Raw genomic sequence first — 22,466 nt, forward strand, 5'->3', positions numbered from 1 at the left:
ATTAGGCAGCAAATTTTCTTGTAATATTTTTAGTAGCGTGGAAATAGTGATTTTTGAAACCGCAAACTTTTCTGAATGTATATTATGTGGATCAGATAAGAATTTGACGCGCGAGCATAAGGTAAAGGCATCACAAATAAGAAATACTTTTAAACAAGACGAAATGCTAGTTGCGAGCCTTGCCTCGGCACAGCGACCAAAAATTGCACAAGGCCCACAATCAAAAAATCTAAAATTTAACCATTCTATCTGTGAAAACTGTAACTCAAACAAGACACAGCCAGCAGATCAGGAGTTTGACCGGTTCCATGAAAAGTGCTCCGCCGCTTTAGAAACAAACACTAACCCCAGTGAAGTATTTAAATTCCCACCATACAATGATAACTATAATTATCTAAATGTATTTCGCTTTTTTGCCAAATTGCTTTGTTGTCAGATTGCTGACAATGGTGGACCGCGCGTAAGAGATTTATCTTCATTTTCTATCGGTTGTAGCGACAATAATATCATTTCACTGTATATTTCCAAGAACCCCATAATTGAACGATATGAAAAAATAACTGGCCATAGAATTTACGCCAGCCATGGCGGATTAATGGTTTCCACGAATTTAGAAACCGGGCGAATACAAAAACTCATTAGCCAGTTAGCGATAGAGTCAATCGAGTACTCTTTCTGGATCGAGCTTTTTCCAGCGGCTCAGATTGAATTGGAACACAAATTTCGAGCGTTCTGCGACAAAGCTCGAGAGGCTGTTCGGGTAGCTGGAGATCGACAGGGTTGAAGCGACGTTCCTTAGATACTCTTACTAAGAGCAAAACGCCCATCGATCGGAAACTGCGAGTCATTGTAGCCCGGGATCGACGGATGGCCGGACACCACCAGCGAGTCGATCAGCGCCTCGTCCTCGGCAGTGAAGTCGTTGCCCAGCGCCTCCAAATACCCCTACCACTGGGACATGGTGCTCCGGCCGGCCAGGGTCGTGGCCACACCCTCCACGTCCAACAGCAGCGCCCCCTTCGCGACTCATCTGGGCGTCCAGGGGCAGATGCTGCTGTTGCCTCAGAGACCTTGAGCAACCTTCAGACGTTCTTGCCGTAGCGGCCTTCGAGCTCTGCCGCGATCGCCGCTTCCGGCACCAGGCGGTTTCCGCCGAGCACGATCTCGACGACCTTTCCGTCCCCACCGCGGACCAGCTTCGCCTGCTCGCCGTGATTGGCGAAGCCGCCGGCCAGCCGGATCGTTCCGGTGTCCTCACCGGTCACCGCGATCTCCCCCGCGTCCATCAACGGGTTCATCAAGCCGGGCGCGCATAGCAGGACATGGTCCTTCATCGGAACCAGATCGATCGGCCCCCAGAGGGTCCACCAGCGCCCGCGCCAATCCTGCGTCCGGCTGGTCGGTGCGCCGCGGCTCTCGTAGCCGCGCAGGATCTGCAGCACACCGTCGGACCAGGGATGGGCATACCCGTCGACCGCGTTGGTCAGGATCGATACGGCCAGGTCCTTGCCGGGAATCACCGTCGTGCGGCTGATGCAGCTCTGGAATCCGCCGCTGTGGCCGAACCACTCCCAGTCGCCGATACTGCCCAGGATCACGCCGAGACCATAGTGGCGGGCGATGCTCGAATGCGCGTCGCTCCACTGCCGCCGGATCATCTCGCGCCTGCTCTCCGGCGACAGGACGCTGCGCCTGGCGGCCGGGTCCAGGCTCGCGAAGAAGCGGACGAGATCGCTGGCGGTCGACACGAAACCGGTGGCAGCGCTGAGCGCGCGGGTGTCGTTGGTCCCCGGGACGACTAGCCGGCGTCCGAGCGGCAGCTTGCCGGAATGGCCCCGCCCCATCATCGCCCCGTCGGGCAACGGCATGTCCGGCTCGGTCTCGGCGAGCTTGGAGGGGACCACGATGGTCCGCCTGATCCAGTCCCGGTACGGCATACCGGTAACCGCTTCGATCACCAGCCCGAGCAGGCCGAAGCCATGGTTCGAATACTTGAAGCGCGTGCTGGCGGGGATGATCGGCGCCTCGGTCAGTGCTGCGCGCAACTCCGCCTCGTCGAGATAGGGACGCCGGTCCTGCCACTGGCCCGCATCGAGACCGTCTCGAATGATGCCGGCGCTGTGCGACAGCAACTGCCCGACGGTCGCCCGGGCGATTTTCGGGTGCAGCCCGTCGACGTAGCGGCCGACCGGATCGTCGAGACGGACCTTGTCCGCCTCGCGCAGCTTCATGATGCCGGCCGCGGTAAAGGTCTTGGAATGCGAGGCGACACGCAGCCGGTGACGCGGGGTCAGGGCTTCGCCGCTCGCCAGGCTGGCGTACCCGAACGCCTGCTCCAGGACCACCTTGCCCCGATGCGCGATCGAGATCGAGCAGCCCGGCTGTTCCGAGAGCCGCATCTGGTAGTCGATCCACCGCGGCACGTAGTCCAACGCCGCCGTCAGCCAGCTCTTCATGGTCGCGCTCTTCAATTGGAGGAAAGTCGGAGGGCGTTACTCTATCCGGGTTCGATCTCAGCTCTCCAGGCCGCCCTCACCCCACCCGGCTGACCCGCCCCTCGATCGGATACTGGGGATCGTTGTAGCCCGGGGTCGACGGGTGGCCCGGCACCACCAGGGCGTCGATCAGCGCCTCATCCTCGGCGGTGAAGTCGTAGTCCAGCGCCTTCAGATACCCCTCCCACTGTCCCATGGTGCGCGGCCCGGCCAGGGCCGCCGTCACGAGCGTGTTGTTCAGCACCCACGTCACCGCCAGGTCGATCGGCGTCGCCCCCTTGGCTTCCGCATGGGCCTTGATCTTCTGGGCGATCTCCAGGCTCTCGTGGCGCCACTCGGTCTGCATCATCCGCTTGTCCTGACGGCCGGCGCGGCTGCCCTCCTCCGGCGCGACGTTCGGGGCGTATTTGCCGGTCAGGATGCCGCGGGCCAGCGGGCTGTAGGGCACCACGCCTAGGCCGTAGTGGTTGCAGGCCGGCAGGTGTTCCACCTCGGGCATGCGGTTCAGCGCGTTGTAATAGGGCTGGCTGACCACCGGTCGGTCGATGCCGAGTTGGTCGCACAGCCGGCAGATCTCGGCGACCCGCCAGGACCGGTAGTTGGACACGCCGAAATAGCGGATCTTGCCGGCCTTCATCAGGTCGCCCAGCGCGGTCACCGTCTCGCGCAGGTCGGTCGCGTGGTCCTCCTTGTGGAGGTAGTAGATGTCGATCACGTCGGTGCCGAGCCGCTTCAGCGACGCGTCGCAGGCCATGTGAACCCAGCGCCGCGACAGCCCGCCCCGGTTCGGATCGCCGCCCAGCGGATTGGCCAGCTTCGTCGCCAGCACCCAGTAGTCGCGCCCCTCGGCGATCGCCCGACCGACCACCGCCTCGCTCTCGCCGCCGTTATAGGCGTCGGCGGTGTCGATGAAGTTGATCCCGGCATCGCGGGCGGCGGCGATGATCTCCCGGCTCTCCGCCTCCGGTGTCGGCCCACCGAACATCATCGCCCCCAGGCAGAGCGGCGAGACCTTCAGGCCGGAGCGGCCCATCGTGCGGTATTCCATGACAACCTCCGGTTCGGATCGGGGCGGCAGTCTTGCGCAGCCGATGCGGCGCGTCCACCCGGCGGCTGATCCCGCGGGGGCGGCGCCATCGTGGCCTTGAGTGATATTAATTTTCCTATTGATTGTTTTAATCCGACCGTCTATGGTGCGGCCGCCCTGAGGAGCGGGTCGGTCCCTGCACCGTCAGTCGATCGATGCCCGCGGACCCGGGACAAGACTGTCGGACGCCAGCCAACGGCGCTTGCCTCCCGCGGCCCCGCGTGGTGCCATCGCGCCAACCAGAACAACGCCCGAGGGAGGGGCACCATGAGCACGGACACCCTGTCAGCCGAGACCTGCGAGAAGCTGTCCACGGTCAGCACCGCGACGCTGACGACCCAGATGTACAAGCGCGGCTTCCGCAACGTCTTCATGCAGGGTGTGGGCCGCCTGACCACGGCCCATGACCGCAACATGGTCGGCCCCGCCTTCACCCTGCGCTACATCCCGGCGCGCGAGGATCTGGACGACCTGTCGGTGTTCCAGGACTACGACCACCCCCAGCGCAAGGCGATCGAGACCTGCCCGGAAGGCCACGTGCTGGTGATGGACAGCCGCGGCGACCCCTCCGCCGCCTCGGCCGGCAACATCCTGATCACCCGGCTGATGAAGCGCGGGGCGGCCGGCATCGTCACCGATGGCGGGCTGCGCGACAGCTACCAGATCGCCGAGTACGACATCCCCTCCTACCACTCCCACCCCTCCCCGCCGACCAACCTGATCAAGCACCACGCGGTGGAGACCCTGAACGAGCCGATCGCCTGCGGCGGCGTGGCGGTCTATCCGGGCGACATCCTGGTCGGCGACCTGGACGGCGTGGTCGTCATTCCGCGCCACCTGGCCGACGAGGTGGCCAGGGACGCGGCCGAGCAGGAGATCCACGAGGAGTTCATCTATTCCGAGGTCGCCGGCGGCAAGCCGCTGCGCGGCACCTATCCCCCGGACGAGGCCGCCAAGGCCCGCTATGCCGAATGGCGCAAGAAGCGCGATGGCTGACGCCTCGCCCACCATCGACGACGCGATCGCCGATTACGACCGGCTGGCGGGGACGCTGGCACCCCGCTATGCCGGCTCCGGCGCGGCCGAGCGGCTGGTCAAGCGGCACGCCGCGATGCTGCCGAAGCCGCCCGGACCCGTGCTCGACATCGGCGCCGGCAGCGGCGCCCATGCGGTGGCCTTCGAGGCCCAGGGCTACCGGGTGGTGGCGGTGGAGCCGTCCGCCGGCATGCGGGCCCAGGCGCTCACCCTGTTCCCGGACATGGATGCCGAATGGATCGACGACCGGCTGCCGGACCTCTCCGTGGTCCGCGCCCGGGGCGAGCGTTTCCCCTTCATTCTGATCAACGCGGTATGGATGCATGTCCCGCCCGCCGACCGGGCCACGGCGGTCGCGGCGGTGGCCGATCTGCTGACGCCGGGCGGCGTGGTCTCGATCGCCCTGCGCCAGGGCCCGCCGCCGGCCGACCGGCCGATGTACGAGGTGCTGCCGGACGTGATCTCGGCCGATTTCCGGGCGGCCGGGTTCGAGGAGCTGGAGCGCTCCGAGCATGGCGGCGGGGGCGGATCCGATGCCGGCTTCGTCCGTCTGGTCCTGCGCAAAGCGTAATCATTTATTATCCTGGTTTCTGTTACGGTCTTGGGATGGTCTCCGCGACGCAGGAACCCGTGACCGAGATGGACGATAACGATTGGGCCCCGACGGATCCGGACGCGGCCACCGAGCTGAGCGCAACGCCGAAGAAGACCCGGCGACGCCCGGACGGTCCCGTCACCGTCGAAGACCGGCTGGAGGAGATCTCCGACGAGCGGCTGGAGGAGATCCTGGCCGCCCATCACAAGCACGTCGCCGGCCGGGCCGGCGGCGCGCGGGCCAACCTGTCCTTCAAGAACCTGAGCGGCCGGGATCTGTCGGGCCGCGACCTGAGCTTCATCGACCTGACCGCCGCCCGGCTGCGCGGCGCGAACCTGTCGGGCACCAACCTGCGGGCCGCGACCGTGTTCTGCGCCGACCTGCGGGACGCGAAGCTGATCGGCGCCCAGCTTGACCGCGCGGACCTGCGCGGCTCCTGCCTGCGCGGCGCCAACCTGACCGGCTGCTCCATGATCGAGGGTGATTTCCGCGAAGGCACCCTGTTTCACTGGGACCGCGGCAACCTGATGGCCTGGGTCCACGAGGACGACGCCAACAACGCCAGCAGCGCCATCATCCGAAACGCCGACCTGACCGACGCCAAACTGTCCAATTCCTTCGTGCGGCAGACCGACTTCACCGATTCCGTCCTGCGCAACGTGAAGCTGAACCGCGCCGACCTCAGCCATTCCGACCTCACGGGTGCGGATCTCGGCGGCTCCGACCTGAGCGAGGCGAACCTGACCGGCGCGAAGCTGAACGGCGCCATGCTGGCCGACGTGATCCTCAGCCACGCCAATCTGACCGATGCGGACCTGTCGGGGGCGCTGATCGACGCGGTGGACATGGACGCCGCCTCGATCGCCAACGCCACCCTGCCCCGCACGCTCGAATCCCTGGACAAGTCCCTGCGCGAGATCCTCGACCTGCATCTGCGGTTCTACCGCACCGGCGGCCGCGAGGGCGTGCGGGCGGACCTGGAGCGGGTGGACCTGTCGCAGAAGGAGCTGGAGAAGGTCACCCTGGTCGCCGGCAATCTGCGCTATGCGGTGCTGCGCGGCGCCAAGCTCAGCCGGGCATCGCTCATCATGGCCGACATGGCTTTCGCCGACCTGACGGGTGCGGATCTCTCCTTCGCCGACCTGCGCGGCGCCAATCTCCACCGGGCCCGGCTCAAGGGCGCGCGGATGCGGCGGGCGCGTCTGGAGCCGGTCGATATCGCCGGCTTCGCCCTGCAGAAATGGCCGACCAACGCCACCAACGCGACCTTCGACGAGGCGATTCTCGACGAGGCCTGCCTGCGCTCGGCCAAGCTCTCGGAGGCCAAATTCCGCAAGACTTCGCTGAAGAACACCGACATGGAGGATGCAAACCTCCAGCGGGCCGATTTTAGCGGCAGCGCTTGCTCGTCGCTCAAGCTAGACAGGGCGGATACGCGCGACGCCGAAGGGCTGCCGGACCTCACCGAGTAACAGCGAAGCACCATGGTTCAAAGCATCTCCACCGACGAGGCCGTCGACTTCGCCCGCGGCCTGATCGCAGAGCTTCGGGAACGGCGGCTGACCGCCCTGGCCGGGGTCACCGCGAAGATCGATCCGATCATGGAGCGCCGGGTCGCCCTGGATGTCGGCGGCGACGACCTGAAGGAACTGGCCAAACGCAGCCATGGGCTCGAGGAAGCGGTCAAGCGCGCCCGTCGCCAGGCCGAGCCGCGCAACTCCACCACCAACTTCGCCTCCGCCCGGATGTACGAGAAGGCCCGCCGCCAGGACGCCGAGATCGAGCGCGCCATACAGAAAGCGAAACAGGCCCGGGCCAAGTTCCAGTTCGTCTATGACGGCGTCATCGCCTCCGACGCCTTCACCAAGCGCCTGGCGGAGGAGATGGTGGCCGCCGATCCCGCCTATGCCCGGGTCGCCCAGTTCGACGGGGCGATCAGCGGGGTGGAGGCGGTGATCGACATCTGGCGCGCCCGCAAGGCTCAGGGCGCGACCACCGTCGCGATCGATTTCCGCACCCTGCGCGACATGGCGCCCTACGACGCCGCCCGCCGGCTGATGGCGCTGGCCCATGGCGAGAAGGATGCCGCCGACGCGGACTCCGCCCCGGGCTGAAGCCCGGCGCCCCACAACTCGGCGCCCCACAACTCGGCGTCATGAAACTCGGCGTCATGAAACTGGGGCGTTCTATCCTGCCCGCTCAGGCTCTAAGCTCCCGGAAAACGCCATCCGGCGAAGAACCGTCCCCACCGGACAGTCCTTGGGAGGACCCATGAGTTTCGAGACCATCACCCTGGAGCGCATCGGCGACGTGGCCCGGCTGTCGATCAACCGGCCGGACAAGCGCAATGCCGTCAACGAGCAGGTCCACCAGGAGATGCGCGCCGCCGTCGCCGAGGTGACGAGCGGCAGCGACCGGGCCAAGGCGCTGATCCTCACCGGCACCGGCGACCGCGCCTTCTGCTCCGGCCAGGACCTGTCCGCCCGCATGCCGCCGGAAAGCGGCCCGCCCACCCGCGACCTCGGCGCCGGGCTCGAACTCTACTACAACGCCCTGATCCGGCGCCTGCGCCAGGTCGAGATGCCGGTGATCACCGCCCTGAACGGCGTCGCCGCCGGAGCCGGCGTCGGCGTGGCACTGGCCGGCGACATCATCCTGGCCGCCCGCTCGGCCAAGATCGTGGTCAGCTTCTGTCGGGTCGGGCTGATCCCCGATGCCGGGGTGACCCACCACCTGCCGCGGCTGATCGGCGAGAACCGGGCCCTGGCCCTGGCCCTGACCGCCGACCCGCTCGACGCCGAGACGGCGGAGAAATGGGGCCTGGTGTGGAAGGTCCATGACGACGACACGCTGCAGGACGAGGCGGTGGCGCTGGCGGCGAAGCTCGCCAAGCTGTCGCCCCGGGTGGTCCAGCGCACCCGCCGGGCGATCCGGTCGGCCATGTCGAACGACCTGGACACCCAGCTCGCGCTGGAACGCGACATCCAGCGCGAGGTCGGCTTCGGCAACGACTATGCCGAGGGCGTGCGCGCCTTCCTGGAGAAGCGGGAGCCCCACTTCACCGGGACGTGATACGACTGGTGCGTCTACGATAGGGTAGTCGTTTTCTTATACGATCCGTCGGCAGGTACGGCTGATATCTCTCATGCTCAAATGGGGGTTCCGAAATTACATGAACACGCCGAAATCCGGAAGTAACATGCCGAAACTCCGACTCGATCTTTTTTAATGTCTCGTTGATATTGTAAGTATCCGATCTTGGAATTTGAGTTCCCTCAAATGCATTTATATCTACAGTATATTTTCTTTCGTATTTTCTGTTTCGTATATCAGAAAATGTTATGGTAAATTCTATAATTTGACCTTTGAATTGCCGATACTGGCCAATCCAAATTTGAATGTTTTGATTTACTCCCATTGAGTGAATGGATGAGAATTTCTGCTCAGAGATCTTGCCACGACTTCGGTTTTCGAATCCGATTTGAAAATCAGGAAAAGCGGAAATTCGTATGTTGTAAGCTGGTGACCTGCCAACATTCCTAACGTACATCTCTAAGATCGTCGGGTATGGAGCACTAATTCCAACCTCCACATCAGGCCCAGTCTGCCATTCTCGCAATTCCATTGCTTCTCTCAGATGTTTGGCAGATATCCGGGCCATCGCTAACGTCGCTACAATCAATGCGAAGGTAAGAAGCGCATTGATTGCCGGTTCCCAGTGATCCAAAGCATCTGCGAGCGGCATAACTCTCCACCTAACATTGAAATTTAAAATAAACCCATAGTATTTTTTCTTATCCGATACAATACGTGACGCGATAGCCGGTGCCCTGCCGGCAGCAGCGGGTGGTCGAAATCGCCGCTCGCGTCCCGGGTCATGCCGATGCGGCGCATCACCGCCTGGGAGCGTTCGTTCTGCACGGCGGTGAAGGACACCACCTCGTCGCGGCCCAGGATATCGAAGGCGAAATCGAGCGAGGCCGCCGCCGCCTCGCTCGCATAGCCCTTGCCCCAGGCTTCCCGGCTCAGGCGCCAGCCGACCTCGGTGCAGGGGCCGCAGGGCAGCTCCGCGCCGTAATGCGGCACGCTCGGCCCGACCATGCCGATGAAGCCCGGCCCGCCCTTCACCTCCACGGCGAAGAAGCCGAGCCCCTGGGTCTCGATCCGCTCCTTCATGCGCAGGGCGAGCGCGTCGCTGTCGGCGCGGCTCAGGGTGTCGGGGAAGAACTCCATCACCTCCGGGTCGGCGTTCAGGGCGGCGAAGGGGGCGAAATCCTCCTCCCGCCAGGGCCGCAGGATCAGGCGCTCGGTTTCGATCGGCAGGCCGGCATGGGGCATGGGAACACCGTTGGTGCGGGAACGGCCCCCGGACTACCCTAGGGCTCGGACTTTGTGGAGAAGGAAATGACCGTTCGGATCTATCACAACCCGCGCTGCTCCAAATCGCGCCAGACCCTCGCCCTGCTGCAGGACAAGGGGATCGAGCCGGATGTGGTGGAATACCTGAAGACCCCGCCGAGCGCTGCGGAGCTGGATCGGCTGCTAACCGCGATGGGGATGGCGCCACGCGAGGCGATGCGCCGCAAGGAGCCGCCGTACAAGGAGCTGGGCCTGGACAACCCGTCCCTCGACCGCGCGGCGCTGATCAAGGCGATGGTGGAGAACCCGGTTCTCATAGAACGCCCGATCGTGGCGAAGGACGGCAAGGCCGCCCTGGGCCGCCCGCCGGAGGCGGTGCTGGGGATTTTGTAGACCGTTCCCATCTGGAACAGGCCCGCGGCCCTGCCCTAAGATCGTCGGATCTTCCTCTCCGACCAACGGGTATCCGCCATGTCCAAACTCGATCTGCAGCCGCTCGCGGGGGCCAGTTTCGGCCGTCATGTCCGGGTCACCGGCGCCACCAGCGACGCCCAGGTGATCGAGGCGCTGGAGGCCGAGGCCGACGCCCTGCTCCAGGCGTTCTACGACGGCCACGGCTTCATGCTGCTGACCGGGCTGCACAGCATGACCCGCGACCCGTCGCAGCTCGTGCGGCTATCCCGGCTGTTCGGCCCGGAGGTGGAGGACTACACCAAGACCGGCATGATCCTGGACCGGGTGCACAAGGAGGTGCCGGAGATCCTGGTGATCTCCAACGCCGCGCCGATGAACCAGAAGCCGCCGGCCCGGCCCGAGCCGGCCCTGACGGCGGACGGCAAGCTGCCGGTGCAGTTCCCGCACCGCCGCGGCTGGCACACCGACCAGAGCTACCGCCGCCCGCCGCCGGACATCTCGCTATTCTACTGCGTCCACCCGGCGCCGATCGACCAGGCCCAGACCCTCTATGCCGACGGCATCTCGGCCTATGAGGGCCTGTCCGACGAGATGAAGGCGAAGATCGAAGGGGTGGAGGCGCTGCACGTTCAGCCGGGCACCGGCCGGGCCGAGCTTGCGATCAAGGCGGGCGCCGAGGTGAAGCCACTCGGCCCGCTGCAGCAGCCCCAGCGCCAGCCGATCGTGCGCACCCATCCGGTGACCGGCCAGAAGGCGCTGTATCTCTGCGAGTCCGGCCAGCTCGACTGGATCGAGGGGCCGATCGTCGGCATGGAAAAGGGTGTCGACGGCGACGGCGCCAGGCTGGTCTACGAGCTGATGAGCCACTACACCAGCGCGCCCTATGCCTATGTCCAGGAATGGCGGGCGGGCGACCTGGTGATCTACGACAACCGCTGCACCATCCACAGCGCCACCTGGTTCGACGACGCCGCCACCGACCGGGTCATGTGGCGCACCACGGTGCGCGGCAACCCGGGCCCCGAATACGCCGACGAGGCCCCGAGCTGGCTGCCGGCGGCGTAGGCGGCCGCTCCCTCTACCAAATCCCGTCATCCCGGACGGACCCGGACTTGATCCGGGTACGGGCCGGGACCGAGGGCCGACCGTTCTCCTGGGTCCCGGCCGAGCCCCGGGTCGAGCCCGGGCCTCGCCGGGATGACGGCGTGTTTTTATTCTCTTGAGTTCGTCGCCTCTCCAAACGGTCAAGCATCGATTGAACCTCCAGGCCGACAAACGCTAAAATGCCCCGCAATCTTCCCTCACAGAGTGAAGATCGGATCTACGGCGCAACGGGGGGCGGGCCTTGGAGATCTCACTGGCGACGATTTACGGGCTGCTGATCGCGGTCGGGCTGGTGTCGGTGGACACCGTGCTGAACGCGAACACGCTGTTCCTGGACTCCCACGTGGCGGCCAAGTTCGAGGAGGCGGGCTATTCCGCCGAGGTGGTCGAGCAGCACCTGATCAGCGACCTGTCGGTGATCGCCGACACCAAGTCCCTGGTCAAGGCGCCGGTCATCAAGTCGAGCGACGCGCCCTCCTTCTCCGCCGCGCTGGCTTCGGTGGTGAACCTGCAGGATTCCCTGGAGGCGGCCCAGCAGCTCGTCGGCTTCGCCCCGCCGAAGCTCTTCGCCGCCGCGGTCCAGCACGGCGAGACCGATACGATCGAGCTGACCGGCCGCTCGCCCCTGTTCGGCCGCTTCTCGATCTCCGTCGACGGGGCGGAGAAGAACATCGACCAGATGATCGAGGAGGCGGCCTACCGCACCTTCCGCGAGCTCGACCCCTATACCGCGGTGCTATCCCGCTTCACCCTCAACCCGGACAGTCTCGACGAGGTCGAGGCGGAGCTGGACGACCTGCTCGCCCGGGTGCGCAGCACGGTCCATACCGACACCAGGGCGCAGCTTGAGAACCTGAAGGGCATCATCGCGCTCGACCGCAACGACACCGAGGGCGCGATCGGGTGGTTCAACGCCGCCCTGAAGGACGACCCGCACTTCCACGTGGTCCGGCTCAACCTGGCGCTCGCCCTGGTCCAGCTCGACCGCTACGACGAGGCGATCGCCCAGACCAGCTTCATCTCCGAGCCCGCCTACTGGCCGATGACGGGCGATCCGGTACTGCTGTCGGCGGCCTATGTGCTGCGCGCCGTGGCCCATTGGGGCAAGGGCAACCTGCTGACCGCGAAGAGCGATCTGGAATACGCGATCTACCTGCAGCCGACCTCGACGGCGGCCTACTGGTACCTGTCCGGCGTGCTGCATGCGATGGGCGAGCCGACCAAGGGCGACATGATGCTGCAGAAGGCGACGGACAACCTGGTCTATTTCGAGACCTATCCGGAGGTCGCCCTGCTCTACTACTGGGTCTCGGCCGAGGACATGCGGCCGCTGGAGCGCCGCACGACCACGCTGCCGAGCTGGCACGGCCAGGGCAAGGCCACGGCCCCTTCCACTGCTCCCTCGACGGCCCCTTCCCTGCCTCAGAGCAAGCCGGACGCCGCCCCGCCGGCGCCGACGCCGTCCCAAACGCCGATCCGCCAGAACACCTGACGTCTTAAACTGGAACGGGGCCACCCGAAGGTGACCCCGCGCCGGCGCCGGTCCGGCTCTGGAGGGAGGATCGGACCGTCGCGGCGGGGTTATCGCCGCTTACGGCCCGCGCTTCCAATCGAAGGACGGTATGGAAGCGATCGGTTCTGCCTATCGGACCGTCAGGACCCGGCCCCGACCGCGCCGATGGAGTAGCCGCCGCAGATATACATGACCTGCCCGGTCACGAAGCCGGAGCGCTTGTCCATGAAGAAGCTCACGCCGTTGGCGATGTCCTCCGGCGTACCGAGCCGGCCGACCGGGATGCCGTCGATGATCCTCTGGGTACGCGGGTCGTCGTCCGGGTTGGCGGCGGCCCAGAGCGGCGTCTGGATGGCGCCCGGCCCGATGGCGTTTACGGTGATGCCGCTGCGCGCCAGCTCCAGCGCCCAGGTCCGGGTCATGCCGTGGATCGCCGCCTTCGACGCCGAATAGGCGGTGCGGAGCTGCTTGCCCATGGCGGCGCGCGAGGAGATGGAGACGATGCGGCCGAAGCCCTCCGCCCGCATGCCCTCGACCAGACGCTGGGTGATGGTCAGGATCGGCTTCACGTTGAGGCCCATGACCGCGTCGAAATCCTCCAGGGTCGTGCCGTCCAGGTCGGCCGGCTTCACATGGCCGACATTGTGGCATACCCGGGTGATCGGCCCGTCCTTGAGCACGTAGTCGAGCGCGGCATGGATCGCGTCGGCGTTCATCAGGTCGACATTGATCCAGCGGGTCTGAAGCGGCGGATCGGGCTCCACCCGGTCGAGGATCACGACCTCGTAGCCGTCTTCCACCAGCCGTTGGACGATCCCGCGGCCGATCGAACGCGACCCTCCGGTCACCAATGCCCGTTCCATGCGTCTTCTCCCTTTTGGTCTTTCAGATCAGGTTCGTGAGTTGTGGGCGATCCAGGGGTCCATCTCCGGCACCTCCCAGGCGGCGTACCAGGCTTCGACATGCGGCCTAAGCTCGGCATAGAGATCGGCATAGTCCCGGTCGTAGGGCAGTGCCGCGACCTGCTCGGCCAGTTCGGCGGCGACCGCCTTCAGGTCGAAGCGGGTGGGCCAGCCGTCCTGCAGCACGACCTCGCCGCCGACGATCACCGTGTCCACGTCGCCCTGCTTGGCGCGTTGCAGGACCACCGCGAAGGGATCGGCCTCGGGCGCGACATAGGGCCAGCTCAGGCGTTCGACATTCACCAGCACCAAGTCGGCGATCATGCCCGGCGCGATGCGGCCGAGCTCGTCCTCTCGGCGCAGCAATTTCGCACCGCCGGTGGTCACCAGGCCGAAACTCTGTTCCAGCGTCGGCGCCGGCGCGCCGATCCGCGGCGTGCGGTGCAGCCGGTGGGCCAGGCGGATCTCGGCGAACATGTCCTCGTCGTCGCCGATCGTGGTGCCGTCCATGCCGAGGCCGGTGGTCACCCCGCCGGCAATAAAGCCGTTCAGGGGCGCCACGCCGGAGCGCAGGCGCAGGTTGGAGCTTGGATTGTGGGAGATCGCCGCCCCGGTCTCCGACAGGATTTCGACGTCCCGCTGCGACGACCAGACCGCATGGGCGAAGGAGATGCGCGGCGACAGCACGCCCAGATCCTTCAGATGCGCGGTCATTGACTTGCCGAGCGCCCGCTCCGCTTCCAGCCGCTCGTACAGGCTTTCCTGCACATGGGTCTGGATGCCGGTGTCGTGCCGTTCGGCCCCGTCGGCGATGGCGACCATGAGGTCGTCGCCGACCCATTGCGGGCCGGGCGGGCCGTACCAGGCGCGGGCCCGTTTCATGTCCTTCGCCCGGTCGATCAGGCTGTCCATCAGGGCGAGATAGTCCCGCTCGCTGCCCTTGTCGGCATCGAGGAAATGGGCCCGGACCCGCCGGGCCAGATCGCCCGGAAGCTGGGCGACGAAGGCCTCGTCCTCGCGGTGCACCAGACGGCTGTAGAAGCTGACCCCGCCCGCCAGATGGCCGCGGATGCCGCTCTCCTCATAGGCGTCCAGCCGGGCGGCGAGGTCGTCATGGCCGGAAGCGTAGGCGTTGCCGACCGAGGCCATGTCGACCACGGCGGTCACCCCGGTCTGCAACAGCCGTCCCGCCGCCACCAGGGTGCGCAGCCGCGGGTTGGTCCAGCGCATGCGGGGATTGCCCAGGATCCACGGCTCCAGCACCCCGTCCTCAATGCCGTGCTGGATATGGGTGATGGCGTTGGAATGGTGATGGGCGTTGATCAGCCCGGGCAGCAGCGCCTGGGTCCCGTCCCCGAAGGTCGGCGCGTCCGGATACCGGGCGCACAGATCGGCGGCCGGCGCGATCTCCACGATCACCCCGTGCCGCACCAGAACGGCGGCATCGTCGAGCCGCCGGGGTGCCGGATCGGACGCGTCCTGGACGAAGACCCAGCGGGCCCGGATCAAGATCGGCATGGCATCCTCCCAACCGTTGGACGGGACCGATGATACGACGCGGCCGGCGCGCGGGAACCCGTTCTTCTGGTGCGGATCACCGGCGGCCGCCGGCGAGCTTGATGGCATCCGGATGGGCCCGCAGCTTCAGCATCGCCCATATGCCGAAGGCCGGGCCCAGGGCGAGCGGCGCGAAGGCCCAGGTCCATCCCACCGCGTCGACGAAGACCGGCATCAGGTGGATGCTCACCAGGGTCAGCAGGAAGCCGATGGCGGTCTGCAGGGTGATCATGGTGCCGACCAGATAACGGTTCGACAGCTCCGCCACCGAGGCCGAGAACTGGGCGCTGTCGGCGATGATGCTCACCCCCCAGATCAGGCAGATCGCGACCAGCAGCAGCGGCGGGCCGCCGAAGAACAGGCCGACGGTGAGCGAGCAGATCCCGCTGACCGCCATGGCGATGGAGGTGACGGCCGTCCGCCCGACCTTGTCGGCCAGCACGCCCGCGGCGAAGGCGCCGGCGGACCCAACGGCGATGGTGGCGAAGGTGGCGAGCCGGGCCCAGGTGATCGCCGCCCCCTCGTCCATCACCAGCCGGAAGCTCGCGTCCAGGAACACGCCGAGCCAGGCCCAGGCGGCGTACAGTTCCCACATGTGGCCGAAATAGCCGAAATTGGCGAGGCGCAGGGCTGGTAGCTTCCAGGCCCAGAGTGCCGATTTCGGATCGAAGCGGGCGCCGACGGTCATCAGCGGCCCGCTGCCGGCGAAGCGGATCGCCAGCGCCGAACTGACCGCCAGGGCGGAGGTCACGGCGATGGTCCAGCGCCAGTCGATCAGGATCAGGCCGTTCACCAGATGCGGCGAGGCCGAGCCCAAGGTCAGGGCCGCGACCAGAAATCCGACCAGCAGGCCGAGATCGCCCTTGGCCCAGCTCGCCGCGATCTTCATGCCCACCGGATAGATGCCGGCGATGCAGGCGCCGGTGATGAAACGCAGAACCAACACCACCGGCGAGGTCGGATCGACGGTCAGGATCAGCGCGTTCGCCGTTGCCGCGACCAGGGCGGAGATCGTGAAGAAGCGTCGCGGGTCGATCCGGTCGGCCAGCGCCAGGAACGCGCTGGTCAGGCTGCCGGCGACGAAGCCCGCCTGCACCGCGCTGGTGAAGGCCGATTGCTGGAAATCGGAAAGCGCCGCCTCCTCCCGCAGCGCCGGCATCACGGCGGAGGCGGAGAACCACAGGGACATTGCCGCCACCTCGGCATAGGCGAGGACGGCGAGCGAGGCCCCCTTGGTGCGGAACGGCATGACCCGCGACCGGCGGCACTCAGCCGCCGATGACCCTCGTGGGCGCGCCGTCGACCCAGGCCCGGATGTTCTCCACCATCTGGCTGTAGAACGTCCTGTAGGATTCCTGGGTCACGTAGCCGACATGGGGCGTGGTCAGCAGGTTGTCGATCTTGCGGAACGGATGGTCGGTCGGCAGCGGCTCCTGGTCGTAGACGTCGACCGCCGCCGCCCGGATCTTGCCCTTGGTCAGCGCGTCGATCAGCGCCTGCTGCTCGACGATCGGGCCGCGCGAGGTGTTCACCAGGATGGCGGACGGTTTCATCCGGCCGAAATCCTCCGAGGTGATCAGGCCGCGCGAGCGGTCGGACAGGATCATGTGGATGGTGACGATGTCGGCCCGGCTGAACAGCTCCTCTTTCGACACCTTCTCCACGCCCAGCTCGTCGCAGCGCTCCTGCTTCAGGTTCGGCGACCAGGCGATGACGTCGAGGCCGAATTTCGGCGCGATCTCCGCCACCATGCCGCCCAGCTTGCCGAGACCGACGACACCGAGCGTCTTGCCGGAGACGGCCATGCCCGTGCGCTCCTGCCAGCCGCCCTGCTTCATGGTCAGGTGGTCGAAGGCGACGTTGCGCATGGTGCCCAGGATCAGCGCCCAGGTGAGTTCCACCGTGCTGGAGCCGGGGCTGTCGGTGCCGCAGGTGACGACGCCCATCTCCTTGGCGGTCTTGAAGTCGACCGCGTTGTTGCGCATGCCCGAGGTGATGAACAGCTTCAGGTTCGGCAGGCGCTTGAACACCTCGCCCGGGAACGGCGTGCGCTCCCGCATGGCGCAGACGATCTCGAATTCCTTCAGCCGCTCAACCAGCGGCTCCACCGCCACCAGGTTGTCGGTGAAGACCACCGGCTCGAATCCGTCGGGCAGGCTCGACCAGTCGGCGCTGGTCAGGGCGGCGTTGGCATAGTCGTCCAGAATCGCGATCTTGGGCACGGGCGTTTCCTCATATTTCAGATCAGGAAGCTTCCTGATCCTTTTGTTTTTCATGCAGAACCATGCTCGCCGAGTTCATGCAGTAGCGCAGGCCGGTCGGCGCCGGTCCGTCCGGGAACATGTGCCCCAGATGGGCCTCGCACTTGCTGCAATGGACCTCGGTTCGGGTCATGAAGAAGGAGCGGTCGGTCTTGGTGCCGACGGCCTCCTCGCTGATCGGCGCCCAGAAGCTCGGCCAGCCGGTGCCGCTGTCGTACTTGGTCTCGCTGTCGAACAGCGGCTGGCCGCAGCACACGCAGACATAGGTGCCGGGGGTCTTGCTGTCGTGATAGGCGTTGGTGAAGGGCCGCTCGGTGCCGTGCTTGCGCGCCACCTTGTACTGTTCGGGCGTGAGCTGGGCCTTCCACTCGGCATCGGTCTTTTCGATCTTGTCGGTCATCAGATCCTCCTCAATCTTCCGTCCCGATAGAGATGGGGCCCGACCCGGGCGACGTCACCGCCGCCGGGGCCGGGTATCGATCACGACTTGCGACGCGCCTCGAGCACGGTGCCGTCGGCGATCAGGCCGTCGACCTCCTCGGCGCTGAACCCGTTCTCCTCCAGCAGCTCGCGGCCGTGCTCGCCGAAGCGCGGCGGGCGGCGCTTGATCTCGCCCGGGGTGCGGGAGAACTTGATCGGGATGCCCCAGCCCTTCCAGCCGTCCTTCTCCGCCGCCATGCCGCGGTGGATGGTGTGCGGGTGGGTCATCACCTCCTCGGTGTTGCGCATCGGCCCGACCGGCAACCCGGCGGCCAGCAGGCGGTCGCACAGCTCGTTGCCGTCGACCTCGGCCAGCAGGGCCTGCAGCTCGGTCCGCAGGCTGTCCTGGTTGTTCAGCCGGTCGCCGTTGGTGGCGTAGCGCGGGTCGTCGCCCAGCTCCGGCTTGCCCAGCTCCTTGCAGAGCTTCTTGAACGCCCGGTCGTTGCCGCCGGCGACGAAGATGTCGACGGTCGCGGTCTTGAACAGGTCGTAGGGGCTGATGTTCGGGTGCTGGTTGCCGGTCAGCTTCGGCACCCGGCCGGACAGCGAGTAGTTGGCGACATGGGGGTGCATCAGCGCCAGGCCGCAATCGTACAGGGTCATGTCGATATACTGGCCGTGGCCCGAACGCTCGCGCTCCAGCAGCGCCATCAGGATGGCGTTGCACGAGTACAGCCCGGTACCGATATCGACCATCGGAATGCCGAGACGGACCGGCCCGGCCTCGGGCGCGCCGTTGATCGAGAAATGGCCGACCATGGCCTGGATGATCCCGTCATAGCCCGGGAAGCCGCCATAGGGGCCGTCGGCGCCGAAGCCGGAGATCCGGCAGTGGACCAGCTTCGGGAAGCGCTCCTTCAGCACCTGCTCGTAGCCCAGGCCCCATTTCTCCATCGAGCCCGGCTTGTAGTTCTCGACCAGCACGTCCGCCTCCTCCAGCAGGCGCAGGAGGACCTCCTTGCCGCGATCGGTGGACAGGTCGAGGGCAAGCGACCGCTTGTTGCGGTTCACGCCGAGGAAGTAGCTGGCGTCCTTGCCGTCGTCGAAGGGCGGTCCCCAGTCGCGCACCTCGTCGCCCTGGGGCGGCTCGATCTTGATGATCTCGGCGCCGTGGTCGCCCAGCATCTGGGTGCAGTACGGCCCGCCGAGCACACGGGTGCAGTCGACAACCTTGATCCCGGCGAGTGTGCCGCCGGACGTCTTCTCATTCGCCACCGATATCCTCCCGAAGGGTAAGCGCGTGCAGCCTAACGGCGGGTCGGCGAAAGCGGAAGAGCACGAGAGCCGCCCGCAAACGGCTACGGCAGAATGTCGATCATCCGGTCGAACTTGATCCAGCACCACACGATGTCGACGGTACCGCTGCGGTCGCCGAGCAGCGGCAGGACCAGGCGGCTGTAACTCTCGAAAAGCTGGCGGCGGTCGACCAGCGAGACCCGCTGGCCGCGATAGCAGGCGTGCTCAGCGATCACCCGGCCGTAGATCTCGCGGTCGCGCTGCTTGAACTCCGCGCCGAAGGCCTGCTCGACGGTGAGGCCGGTCGGGTCGCGCCCGGCATATTCGACGAGCAGCGTGCCGATCAGGCGGTAGCGCAGGGTCTGGAACACTCCGGCCGCATCGCGCACCACGTCGAACAGGATCGTGGTCGGCAGGAAATCCGGCAGGTCCAGGGGCGGATCGATGTCCGAGCGTTTCGGCGCGGGCCCGGGTCCGGCCGCCCGGCTCCAGTAGCCGAACAGGTATTCCAGATCGAGGTCCTCGATCGCCTCGCCGCTGTCGCCGAGCGACAGCCAGAGCGCCCGTTCCTCCAGATCGACCATATCGGTGCGATCCCCTCAGGTGGCGTCAACCGATGTCCGGCCGTGAATATGCTGCGTACGCCGGTTCCCCATGGACTTCAAACTGATTTTCGGAAAATGCTGGCCGGATGCTCAACCCCCTTCTTCCGGACCGTCCATGACCGACGCCAACCGCATCCCCGCCGTCTTCATCCGCGGCGGCACCAGCAAGGGCGTGTTCTTCCATGCCCGCGATCTGCCGGCCGACCAGGCGGCGCGGGACGGGCTGTTTCTGACGGTGATCGGCAGCCCCGACCCCTATGGTCGCCAGCTCGACGGCATGGGCGGCGGGTACTCGTCGGTCTCCAAGGCGGTGATCATCGCCCCGTCGGAGCGCGAGGATGCGGATGTGGACTTCACCTTCGCCCAGGTGGTGGTGGACAAGCCCCTGGTCGATTACGCCCAGACCTGCGGCAATCTCTCCAGCGCGGTCGGCCCCTTCGCCGTCGACGAGGGGCTGGTGACGGTGCCGGACGGGCCCGCGGTCGTGCGGGTGTTCAACACCAACACGTCCAAGATCTACCACGCCCATTTCGAGGTGCGCGGCGGACGGGCGGTGGAGGTCGGCGACTATGTGCTGGCCGGGGTGTCGGGCAGTGCGGCGCTGGTGCGGCTGGACTACGTGCATCCGGGCGGGGCGATGACCCGGGCCTTCCTGCCCACGGGCAACGTGGTGGACACGTTCGACGTGAGCGGCATCGGTCCGGTGGAGGCGTCCCTGGTGGATGCGACCAACCCGGTCGTCTTCGTCGACGCCGCCTCCTTCGGCAAGACCGCGACCGAGCACCCCGATGCGCTGGACGCGGACCGGGTATTCATGGCGGCGATGGACGACCTGCGGCGCCAGGCGGGGGTGGCGATGGGCATGGCGGAACGGCCCCAGGACGTGCCGCTGTCCAACCCGAAGATCGCGATCCTGGCGGCCCCGGCCGACTGCACGACCATCGCCGGCGAGCGGATCGCGGCGGCGGAGCACGACATCCTGATCCGCATCCTGTCGATGGAGAAGTGCCACAAGGCGGTCACCGGCACCGGAGCGATGTGCCTGTCGGCGGCCTGCGGGGTGGTGGGCTCGGTGCCGCACCGTCTGCGCCGGGGGAGCGACCCGAAGGTGCGGATCTGCTCGCCCTCGGGGGTGGTGGAGCTGGCGGCGGATGTGGCTATGGCGGATGATGGGACCTGGGAGGCGCGGGCGATCTCCGTGGAACGCACCCAGCGCCGGCTCATGGAAGGCTGGGTGCGGCTGCCGCACGGCTGATCCGCTCCCGTTCACTCCCCCCTAATTCTTTCCCCTCTCGTTCACTCCCCTCAAGTTCACTCCCGGACTTGTTCCGGGGCAAGACGTCAGCTCGCGCGCGCTCCACAAGCCTCGCCCCGGAACAGGTCCGGGGAGTGTAGAATGGTTGGAGGTGGAGGAGAGAACCCGTGCTTTCTCCCCCAACCCACACACCCTGACGCATGGGAAACAAACCTCATTCCCCGAACTTGTTCCGGGGCAAGCCGTCAGCTCGCGCGCACTCCACAAGCCTCGCCCCGGAACAGGTTGTTCAGCCCGGAGAGAAGGTTGACGCCTGTTCGGAGACATGGCTGACGGTTTCCGGATTAGTGTTTTCGTCGTTGTTGACGTCAATAGTTGCGATGCGCTTGGCGCCGAAGAAGACGCCGAACCGGCCGTCGTGGTCGCGTGGCCGGATGGCGACGCGTTCACCGCGGAAGGCCTTGGGCACGCGCCAGAGGCGGTTTCGGAAGCTGATGTTGGCGGACTGGTTGACGGTGCGCAGCGTCTCGCCGTCGTCATAGACGATCTCGGGCGGCGGATCGATGAAGGGACGCGGCGAGACGGCGTATCGGGTCGCCGGGACCTCCTGACCGAGAGCCTCGTGCGGCCTGCGGGTGTTGTAGACGCTGCGCCAGGCATCGAAGGCCGTCTGGGCGCAGGCGAGGTCGCGGAACCGGTTGCAGGCCAGCAGCTCGGCGTTGAGGGTGCGGTGGAAGCGCTCGTTCTTGCCGCGCGACTGGGGATGGTAGGGGCGGCTGTGGATGACCTCCACGCCGAGCTTGAGCAGCCACACCCCGAGCGGCGTCCACTGTCCCGGCACGCCGCCGCCCCAGGGCGAGCCGTTGTCGAGGAAGAACGCCTCGGGCAGGCCATAGCGGCAAAAGGCCCCTTCCAGGGCGCTGCGCACCGTCGCCGTGCGCTGGTCGCCGCAGGCGGCAAGGCAAAGCGCGTAGCGCGAGTGATCGTCGATCACCGTCAGCGGATGGCACCAGCCGGCGCCGGCCAGCGGCACGCGGCCCTTGAAGTCCATCTGCCACAGCAGGTTCGGCGCCGGCTTCTCGAAGCGCCGGTAGTGATGGTTGTCGCCGCCGCTCCCGCCACCGATCCGACCATGACGCTGCAGCACCGCATGCACCGTCGACGGGGCGGGTGCGGCAAGACCCTCGCGGCTCAAACAGCGCGCGATCTTGCGCGCTCCCCACGCCGGGTGCGCATCGCGCACCGCCAGGATCGCCGCCTCCACGTCCGCCGCTGTCCGCGCCGGGCTCCCATGCGGCCGCCGCGAGCGGTCACACAGACCCTCCGCCCCATCCTGCCACCGCCGGAGCCATTTGTAGCCCGTCTGCGCACTGATCCCAAAACGCCGGCACAACTCCCGACGGTTCGCCCCTTCCGACAACGCAAGCGTCACAAACTCAAGACGCTGTTCCATGGCAGACACCTCTCTCCACGGCATGCCCAGCCTCCCGCGCTGATCACATGCCTAAAGTGTCAACCATCTCCCCGAACACCTGTCCGCTATCTCTCCGGGCTGAACAATTTAGTCC

General features: G+C 66.3%; 22 protein-coding genes. 10 read left to right on the plus strand and 12 right to left on the minus strand.

Going from position 1 to position 22,466, the window contains the following annotated elements; all coding sequences use genetic code 11:
• Positions 1–46: 46 nt before the first annotated feature.
• Positions 47–784: a hypothetical protein gene (locus ACOQOP_RS07740; RefSeq protein WP_420565745.1), complete on the plus strand. Its 738-nt coding sequence runs from the start codon at positions 47–49 to the stop codon at positions 782–784.
• A gap of 11 nt (positions 785–795) precedes the next feature.
• Here ACOQOP_RS07740 and ACOQOP_RS07745 read toward each other — a convergent pair whose 3' ends face one another.
• The 3 genes from ACOQOP_RS07745 to ACOQOP_RS07755 form a co-directional block, all read right to left on the minus strand.
• Positions 796–939: a hypothetical protein gene (locus tag ACOQOP_RS07745; protein WP_420565746.1), complete on the minus strand. Its 144-nt coding sequence runs from the start codon at positions 937–939 to the stop codon at positions 796–798.
• A 143-nt stretch (positions 940–1,082) separates the two neighbouring features.
• The gene (locus ACOQOP_RS07750) at positions 1,083–2,456 is read right to left on the minus strand and encodes a serine hydrolase domain-containing protein (RefSeq protein ID WP_420565747.1); all 1,374 of its coding nucleotides are present in this window, start codon (positions 2,454–2,456) and stop codon (positions 1,083–1,085) included.
• A gap of 76 nt (positions 2,457–2,532) precedes the next feature.
• Positions 2,533–3,543: an aldo/keto reductase gene (locus ACOQOP_RS07755; protein ID WP_420565748.1), complete on the minus strand. Its 1,011-nt coding sequence runs from the start codon at positions 3,541–3,543 to the stop codon at positions 2,533–2,535.
• A gap of 306 nt (positions 3,544–3,849) precedes the next feature.
• Between ACOQOP_RS07755 and ACOQOP_RS07760 the strand changes: the two genes are divergently transcribed.
• The 5 genes from ACOQOP_RS07760 to ACOQOP_RS07780 all read left to right on the plus strand — a co-directional run bounded on the left by ACOQOP_RS07760 (position 3,850) and on the right by ACOQOP_RS07780 (position 8,284).
• The gene (locus ACOQOP_RS07760; RefSeq protein WP_420565749.1) at positions 3,850–4,578 is read left to right on the plus strand and encodes a ribonuclease activity regulator RraA; all 729 of its coding nucleotides are present in this window, start codon (positions 3,850–3,852) and stop codon (positions 4,576–4,578) included.
• Positions 4,571–5,188 carry a class I SAM-dependent methyltransferase gene (locus ACOQOP_RS07765; protein ID WP_420565750.1) on the plus strand — a complete coding sequence of 206 codons (618 nt, stop codon included), beginning with the start codon at positions 4,571–4,573 and terminating at the stop codon, positions 5,186–5,188. The genes ACOQOP_RS07760 and ACOQOP_RS07765 overlap by 8 nt, the downstream gene beginning before the upstream one ends.
• A 68-nt stretch (positions 5,189–5,256) precedes the next feature.
• On the plus strand, positions 5,257–6,684 hold the full coding sequence (locus ACOQOP_RS07770; RefSeq protein WP_420565751.1) for a pentapeptide repeat-containing protein: 1,428 nt from the start codon (positions 5,257–5,259) through the stop codon (positions 6,682–6,684).
• A gap of 12 nt (positions 6,685–6,696) precedes the next feature.
• Positions 6,697–7,326: a hypothetical protein gene (locus ACOQOP_RS07775; protein WP_420565752.1), complete on the plus strand. Its 630-nt coding sequence runs from the start codon at positions 6,697–6,699 to the stop codon at positions 7,324–7,326.
• 157 nt (positions 7,327–7,483) lie between these two features.
• Positions 7,484–8,284 carry an enoyl-CoA hydratase-related protein gene (locus tag ACOQOP_RS07780; protein ID WP_420565753.1) on the plus strand — a complete coding sequence of 267 codons (801 nt, stop codon included), beginning with the start codon at positions 7,484–7,486 and terminating at the stop codon, positions 8,282–8,284.
• Between the two features lie 696 nt (positions 8,285–8,980).
• On the opposite strand, the gene ACOQOP_RS07785 is transcribed toward ACOQOP_RS07780, so the two are convergent.
• Positions 8,981–9,550, minus strand: coding sequence for a GNAT family N-acetyltransferase (locus ACOQOP_RS07785; RefSeq protein ID WP_420565754.1), 570 nt, complete (start codon positions 9,548–9,550; stop codon positions 8,981–8,983).
• A 66-nt stretch (positions 9,551–9,616) separates the two neighbouring features.
• Here ACOQOP_RS07785 and arsC point away from each other — a divergent pair, with 66 nt between their 5' ends.
• From arsC to ACOQOP_RS07800, 3 genes are all read left to right on the plus strand, one after another.
• A complete protein-coding gene (arsC, locus tag ACOQOP_RS07790; protein WP_420565755.1) occupies positions 9,617–9,964 on the plus strand; it encodes an arsenate reductase (glutaredoxin) in 348 nt (115 codons plus the stop codon).
• 78 nt (positions 9,965–10,042) lie between these two features.
• Entirely contained in the window at positions 10,043–11,050 is a 1,008-nt protein-coding gene (locus ACOQOP_RS07795; RefSeq protein WP_420565756.1) for a TauD/TfdA dioxygenase family protein, read from the plus strand.
• Positions 11,051–11,330: 280 nt separating this feature from the next.
• Positions 11,331–12,581, plus strand: coding sequence for a tetratricopeptide repeat protein (locus ACOQOP_RS07800; protein WP_420565757.1), 1,251 nt, complete (start codon positions 11,331–11,333; stop codon positions 12,579–12,581).
• A 161-nt stretch (positions 12,582–12,742) separates the two neighbouring features.
• On the opposite strand, the gene ACOQOP_RS07805 is transcribed toward ACOQOP_RS07800, so the two are convergent.
• The 7 genes from ACOQOP_RS07805 to ACOQOP_RS07835 form a co-directional block, all read right to left on the minus strand.
• Entirely contained in the window at positions 12,743–13,465 is a 723-nt protein-coding gene (locus tag ACOQOP_RS07805) for an SDR family NAD(P)-dependent oxidoreductase (protein WP_420565758.1), read from the minus strand.
• A 27-nt stretch (positions 13,466–13,492) separates the two neighbouring features.
• Positions 13,493–15,022 carry an amidohydrolase family protein gene (locus ACOQOP_RS07810; RefSeq protein ID WP_420565759.1) on the minus strand — a complete coding sequence of 510 codons (1,530 nt, stop codon included), beginning with the start codon at positions 15,020–15,022 and terminating at the stop codon, positions 13,493–13,495.
• 76 nt (positions 15,023–15,098) lie between these two features.
• Positions 15,099–16,310, minus strand: a complete 1,212-nt coding sequence (locus ACOQOP_RS07815; RefSeq protein ID WP_420565760.1) for an MFS transporter — start codon at positions 16,308–16,310, stop codon at positions 15,099–15,101.
• 19 nt (positions 16,311–16,329) lie between these two features.
• Positions 16,330–17,283 carry a D-2-hydroxyacid dehydrogenase family protein gene (locus ACOQOP_RS07820; RefSeq protein ID WP_420565761.1) on the minus strand — a complete coding sequence of 318 codons (954 nt, stop codon included), beginning with the start codon at positions 17,281–17,283 and terminating at the stop codon, positions 16,330–16,332.
• A gap of 22 nt (positions 17,284–17,305) precedes the next feature.
• On the minus strand, positions 17,306–17,722 hold the full coding sequence (gene msrB / locus ACOQOP_RS07825; RefSeq protein ID WP_420565762.1) for a peptide-methionine (R)-S-oxide reductase MsrB: 417 nt from the start codon (positions 17,720–17,722) through the stop codon (positions 17,306–17,308).
• Positions 17,723–17,802: 80 nt separating this feature from the next.
• The gene (locus tag ACOQOP_RS07830; RefSeq protein WP_420565763.1) at positions 17,803–19,017 is read right to left on the minus strand and encodes a CaiB/BaiF CoA transferase family protein; all 1,215 of its coding nucleotides are present in this window, start codon (positions 19,015–19,017) and stop codon (positions 17,803–17,805) included.
• An 83-nt stretch (positions 19,018–19,100) separates the two neighbouring features.
• Positions 19,101–19,622, minus strand: coding sequence for a PAS domain-containing protein (locus tag ACOQOP_RS07835; protein ID WP_420565764.1), 522 nt, complete (start codon positions 19,620–19,622; stop codon positions 19,101–19,103).
• 136 nt (positions 19,623–19,758) lie between these two features.
• On the opposite strand from ACOQOP_RS07835, the gene ACOQOP_RS07840 reads away from it, so the two are divergent.
• Complete coding sequence (locus ACOQOP_RS07840; RefSeq protein WP_420565765.1) at positions 19,759–20,898, plus strand: 2-methylaconitate cis-trans isomerase PrpF family protein; 1,140 nt, start codon at positions 19,759–19,761, stop codon at positions 20,896–20,898.
• A gap of 289 nt (positions 20,899–21,187) precedes the next feature.
• Here the strand turns inward: ACOQOP_RS07840 and ACOQOP_RS07845 are convergent, their stop codons facing one another.
• A complete protein-coding gene (locus ACOQOP_RS07845; RefSeq protein ID WP_420565766.1) occupies positions 21,188–22,375 on the minus strand; it encodes an IS481 family transposase in 1,188 nt (395 codons plus the stop codon).
• Between the last annotated feature and the right edge of the window lie 91 nt (positions 22,376–22,466).

It is taken from the genome of Thalassobaculum sp., assembly GCF_965223715.1.
GTDB lineage: Bacteria > Pseudomonadota > Alphaproteobacteria > Thalassobaculales > Thalassobaculaceae > Thalassobaculum.

Excerpts from the sequence above, each read along its gene's own strand:
- ACOQOP_RS07750 (WP_420565747.1), bottom strand. The coding sequence starts at position 2,456 with ATGAAGAGCTGGCTGACGGCGGCGTTGGACTACGTGCCGCGGTGGATC.
- ACOQOP_RS07755 (WP_420565748.1), bottom strand. The coding sequence starts at position 3,543 with ATGGAATACCGCACGATGGGCCGCTCCGGCCTGAAGGTCTCGCCGCTC.
- ACOQOP_RS07760 (WP_420565749.1), top strand. The coding sequence starts at position 3,850 with ATGAGCACGGACACCCTGTCAGCCGAGACCTGCGAGAAGCTGTCCACG.
- ACOQOP_RS07765 (WP_420565750.1), top strand. The coding sequence starts at position 4,571 with ATGGCTGACGCCTCGCCCACCATCGACGACGCGATCGCCGATTACGAC.
- ACOQOP_RS07770 (WP_420565751.1), top strand. The coding sequence starts at position 5,257 with ATGGACGATAACGATTGGGCCCCGACGGATCCGGACGCGGCCACCGAG.
- ACOQOP_RS07775 (WP_420565752.1), top strand. The coding sequence starts at position 6,697 with ATGGTTCAAAGCATCTCCACCGACGAGGCCGTCGACTTCGCCCGCGGC.
- ACOQOP_RS07780 (WP_420565753.1), top strand. The coding sequence starts at position 7,484 with ATGAGTTTCGAGACCATCACCCTGGAGCGCATCGGCGACGTGGCCCGG.
- ACOQOP_RS07785 (WP_420565754.1), bottom strand. The coding sequence starts at position 9,550 with ATGCCCCATGCCGGCCTGCCGATCGAAACCGAGCGCCTGATCCTGCGG.
- arsC (WP_420565755.1), top strand. The coding sequence starts at position 9,617 with ATGACCGTTCGGATCTATCACAACCCGCGCTGCTCCAAATCGCGCCAG.
- ACOQOP_RS07795 (WP_420565756.1), top strand. The coding sequence starts at position 10,043 with ATGTCCAAACTCGATCTGCAGCCGCTCGCGGGGGCCAGTTTCGGCCGT.
- ACOQOP_RS07805 (WP_420565758.1), bottom strand. The coding sequence starts at position 13,465 with ATGGAACGGGCATTGGTGACCGGAGGGTCGCGTTCGATCGGCCGCGGG.
- ACOQOP_RS07810 (WP_420565759.1), bottom strand. The coding sequence starts at position 15,022 with ATGCCGATCTTGATCCGGGCCCGCTGGGTCTTCGTCCAGGACGCGTCC.
- ACOQOP_RS07815 (WP_420565760.1), bottom strand. The coding sequence starts at position 16,310 with ATGCCGTTCCGCACCAAGGGGGCCTCGCTCGCCGTCCTCGCCTATGCC.
- msrB (WP_420565762.1), bottom strand. The coding sequence starts at position 17,722 with ATGACCGACAAGATCGAAAAGACCGATGCCGAGTGGAAGGCCCAGCTC.
- ACOQOP_RS07835 (WP_420565764.1), bottom strand. The coding sequence starts at position 19,622 with ATGGTCGATCTGGAGGAACGGGCGCTCTGGCTGTCGCTCGGCGACAGC.
- ACOQOP_RS07840 (WP_420565765.1), top strand. The coding sequence starts at position 19,759 with ATGACCGACGCCAACCGCATCCCCGCCGTCTTCATCCGCGGCGGCACC.
- ACOQOP_RS07845 (WP_420565766.1), bottom strand. The coding sequence starts at position 22,375 with ATGCCGTGGAGAGAGGTGTCTGCCATGGAACAGCGTCTTGAGTTTGTG.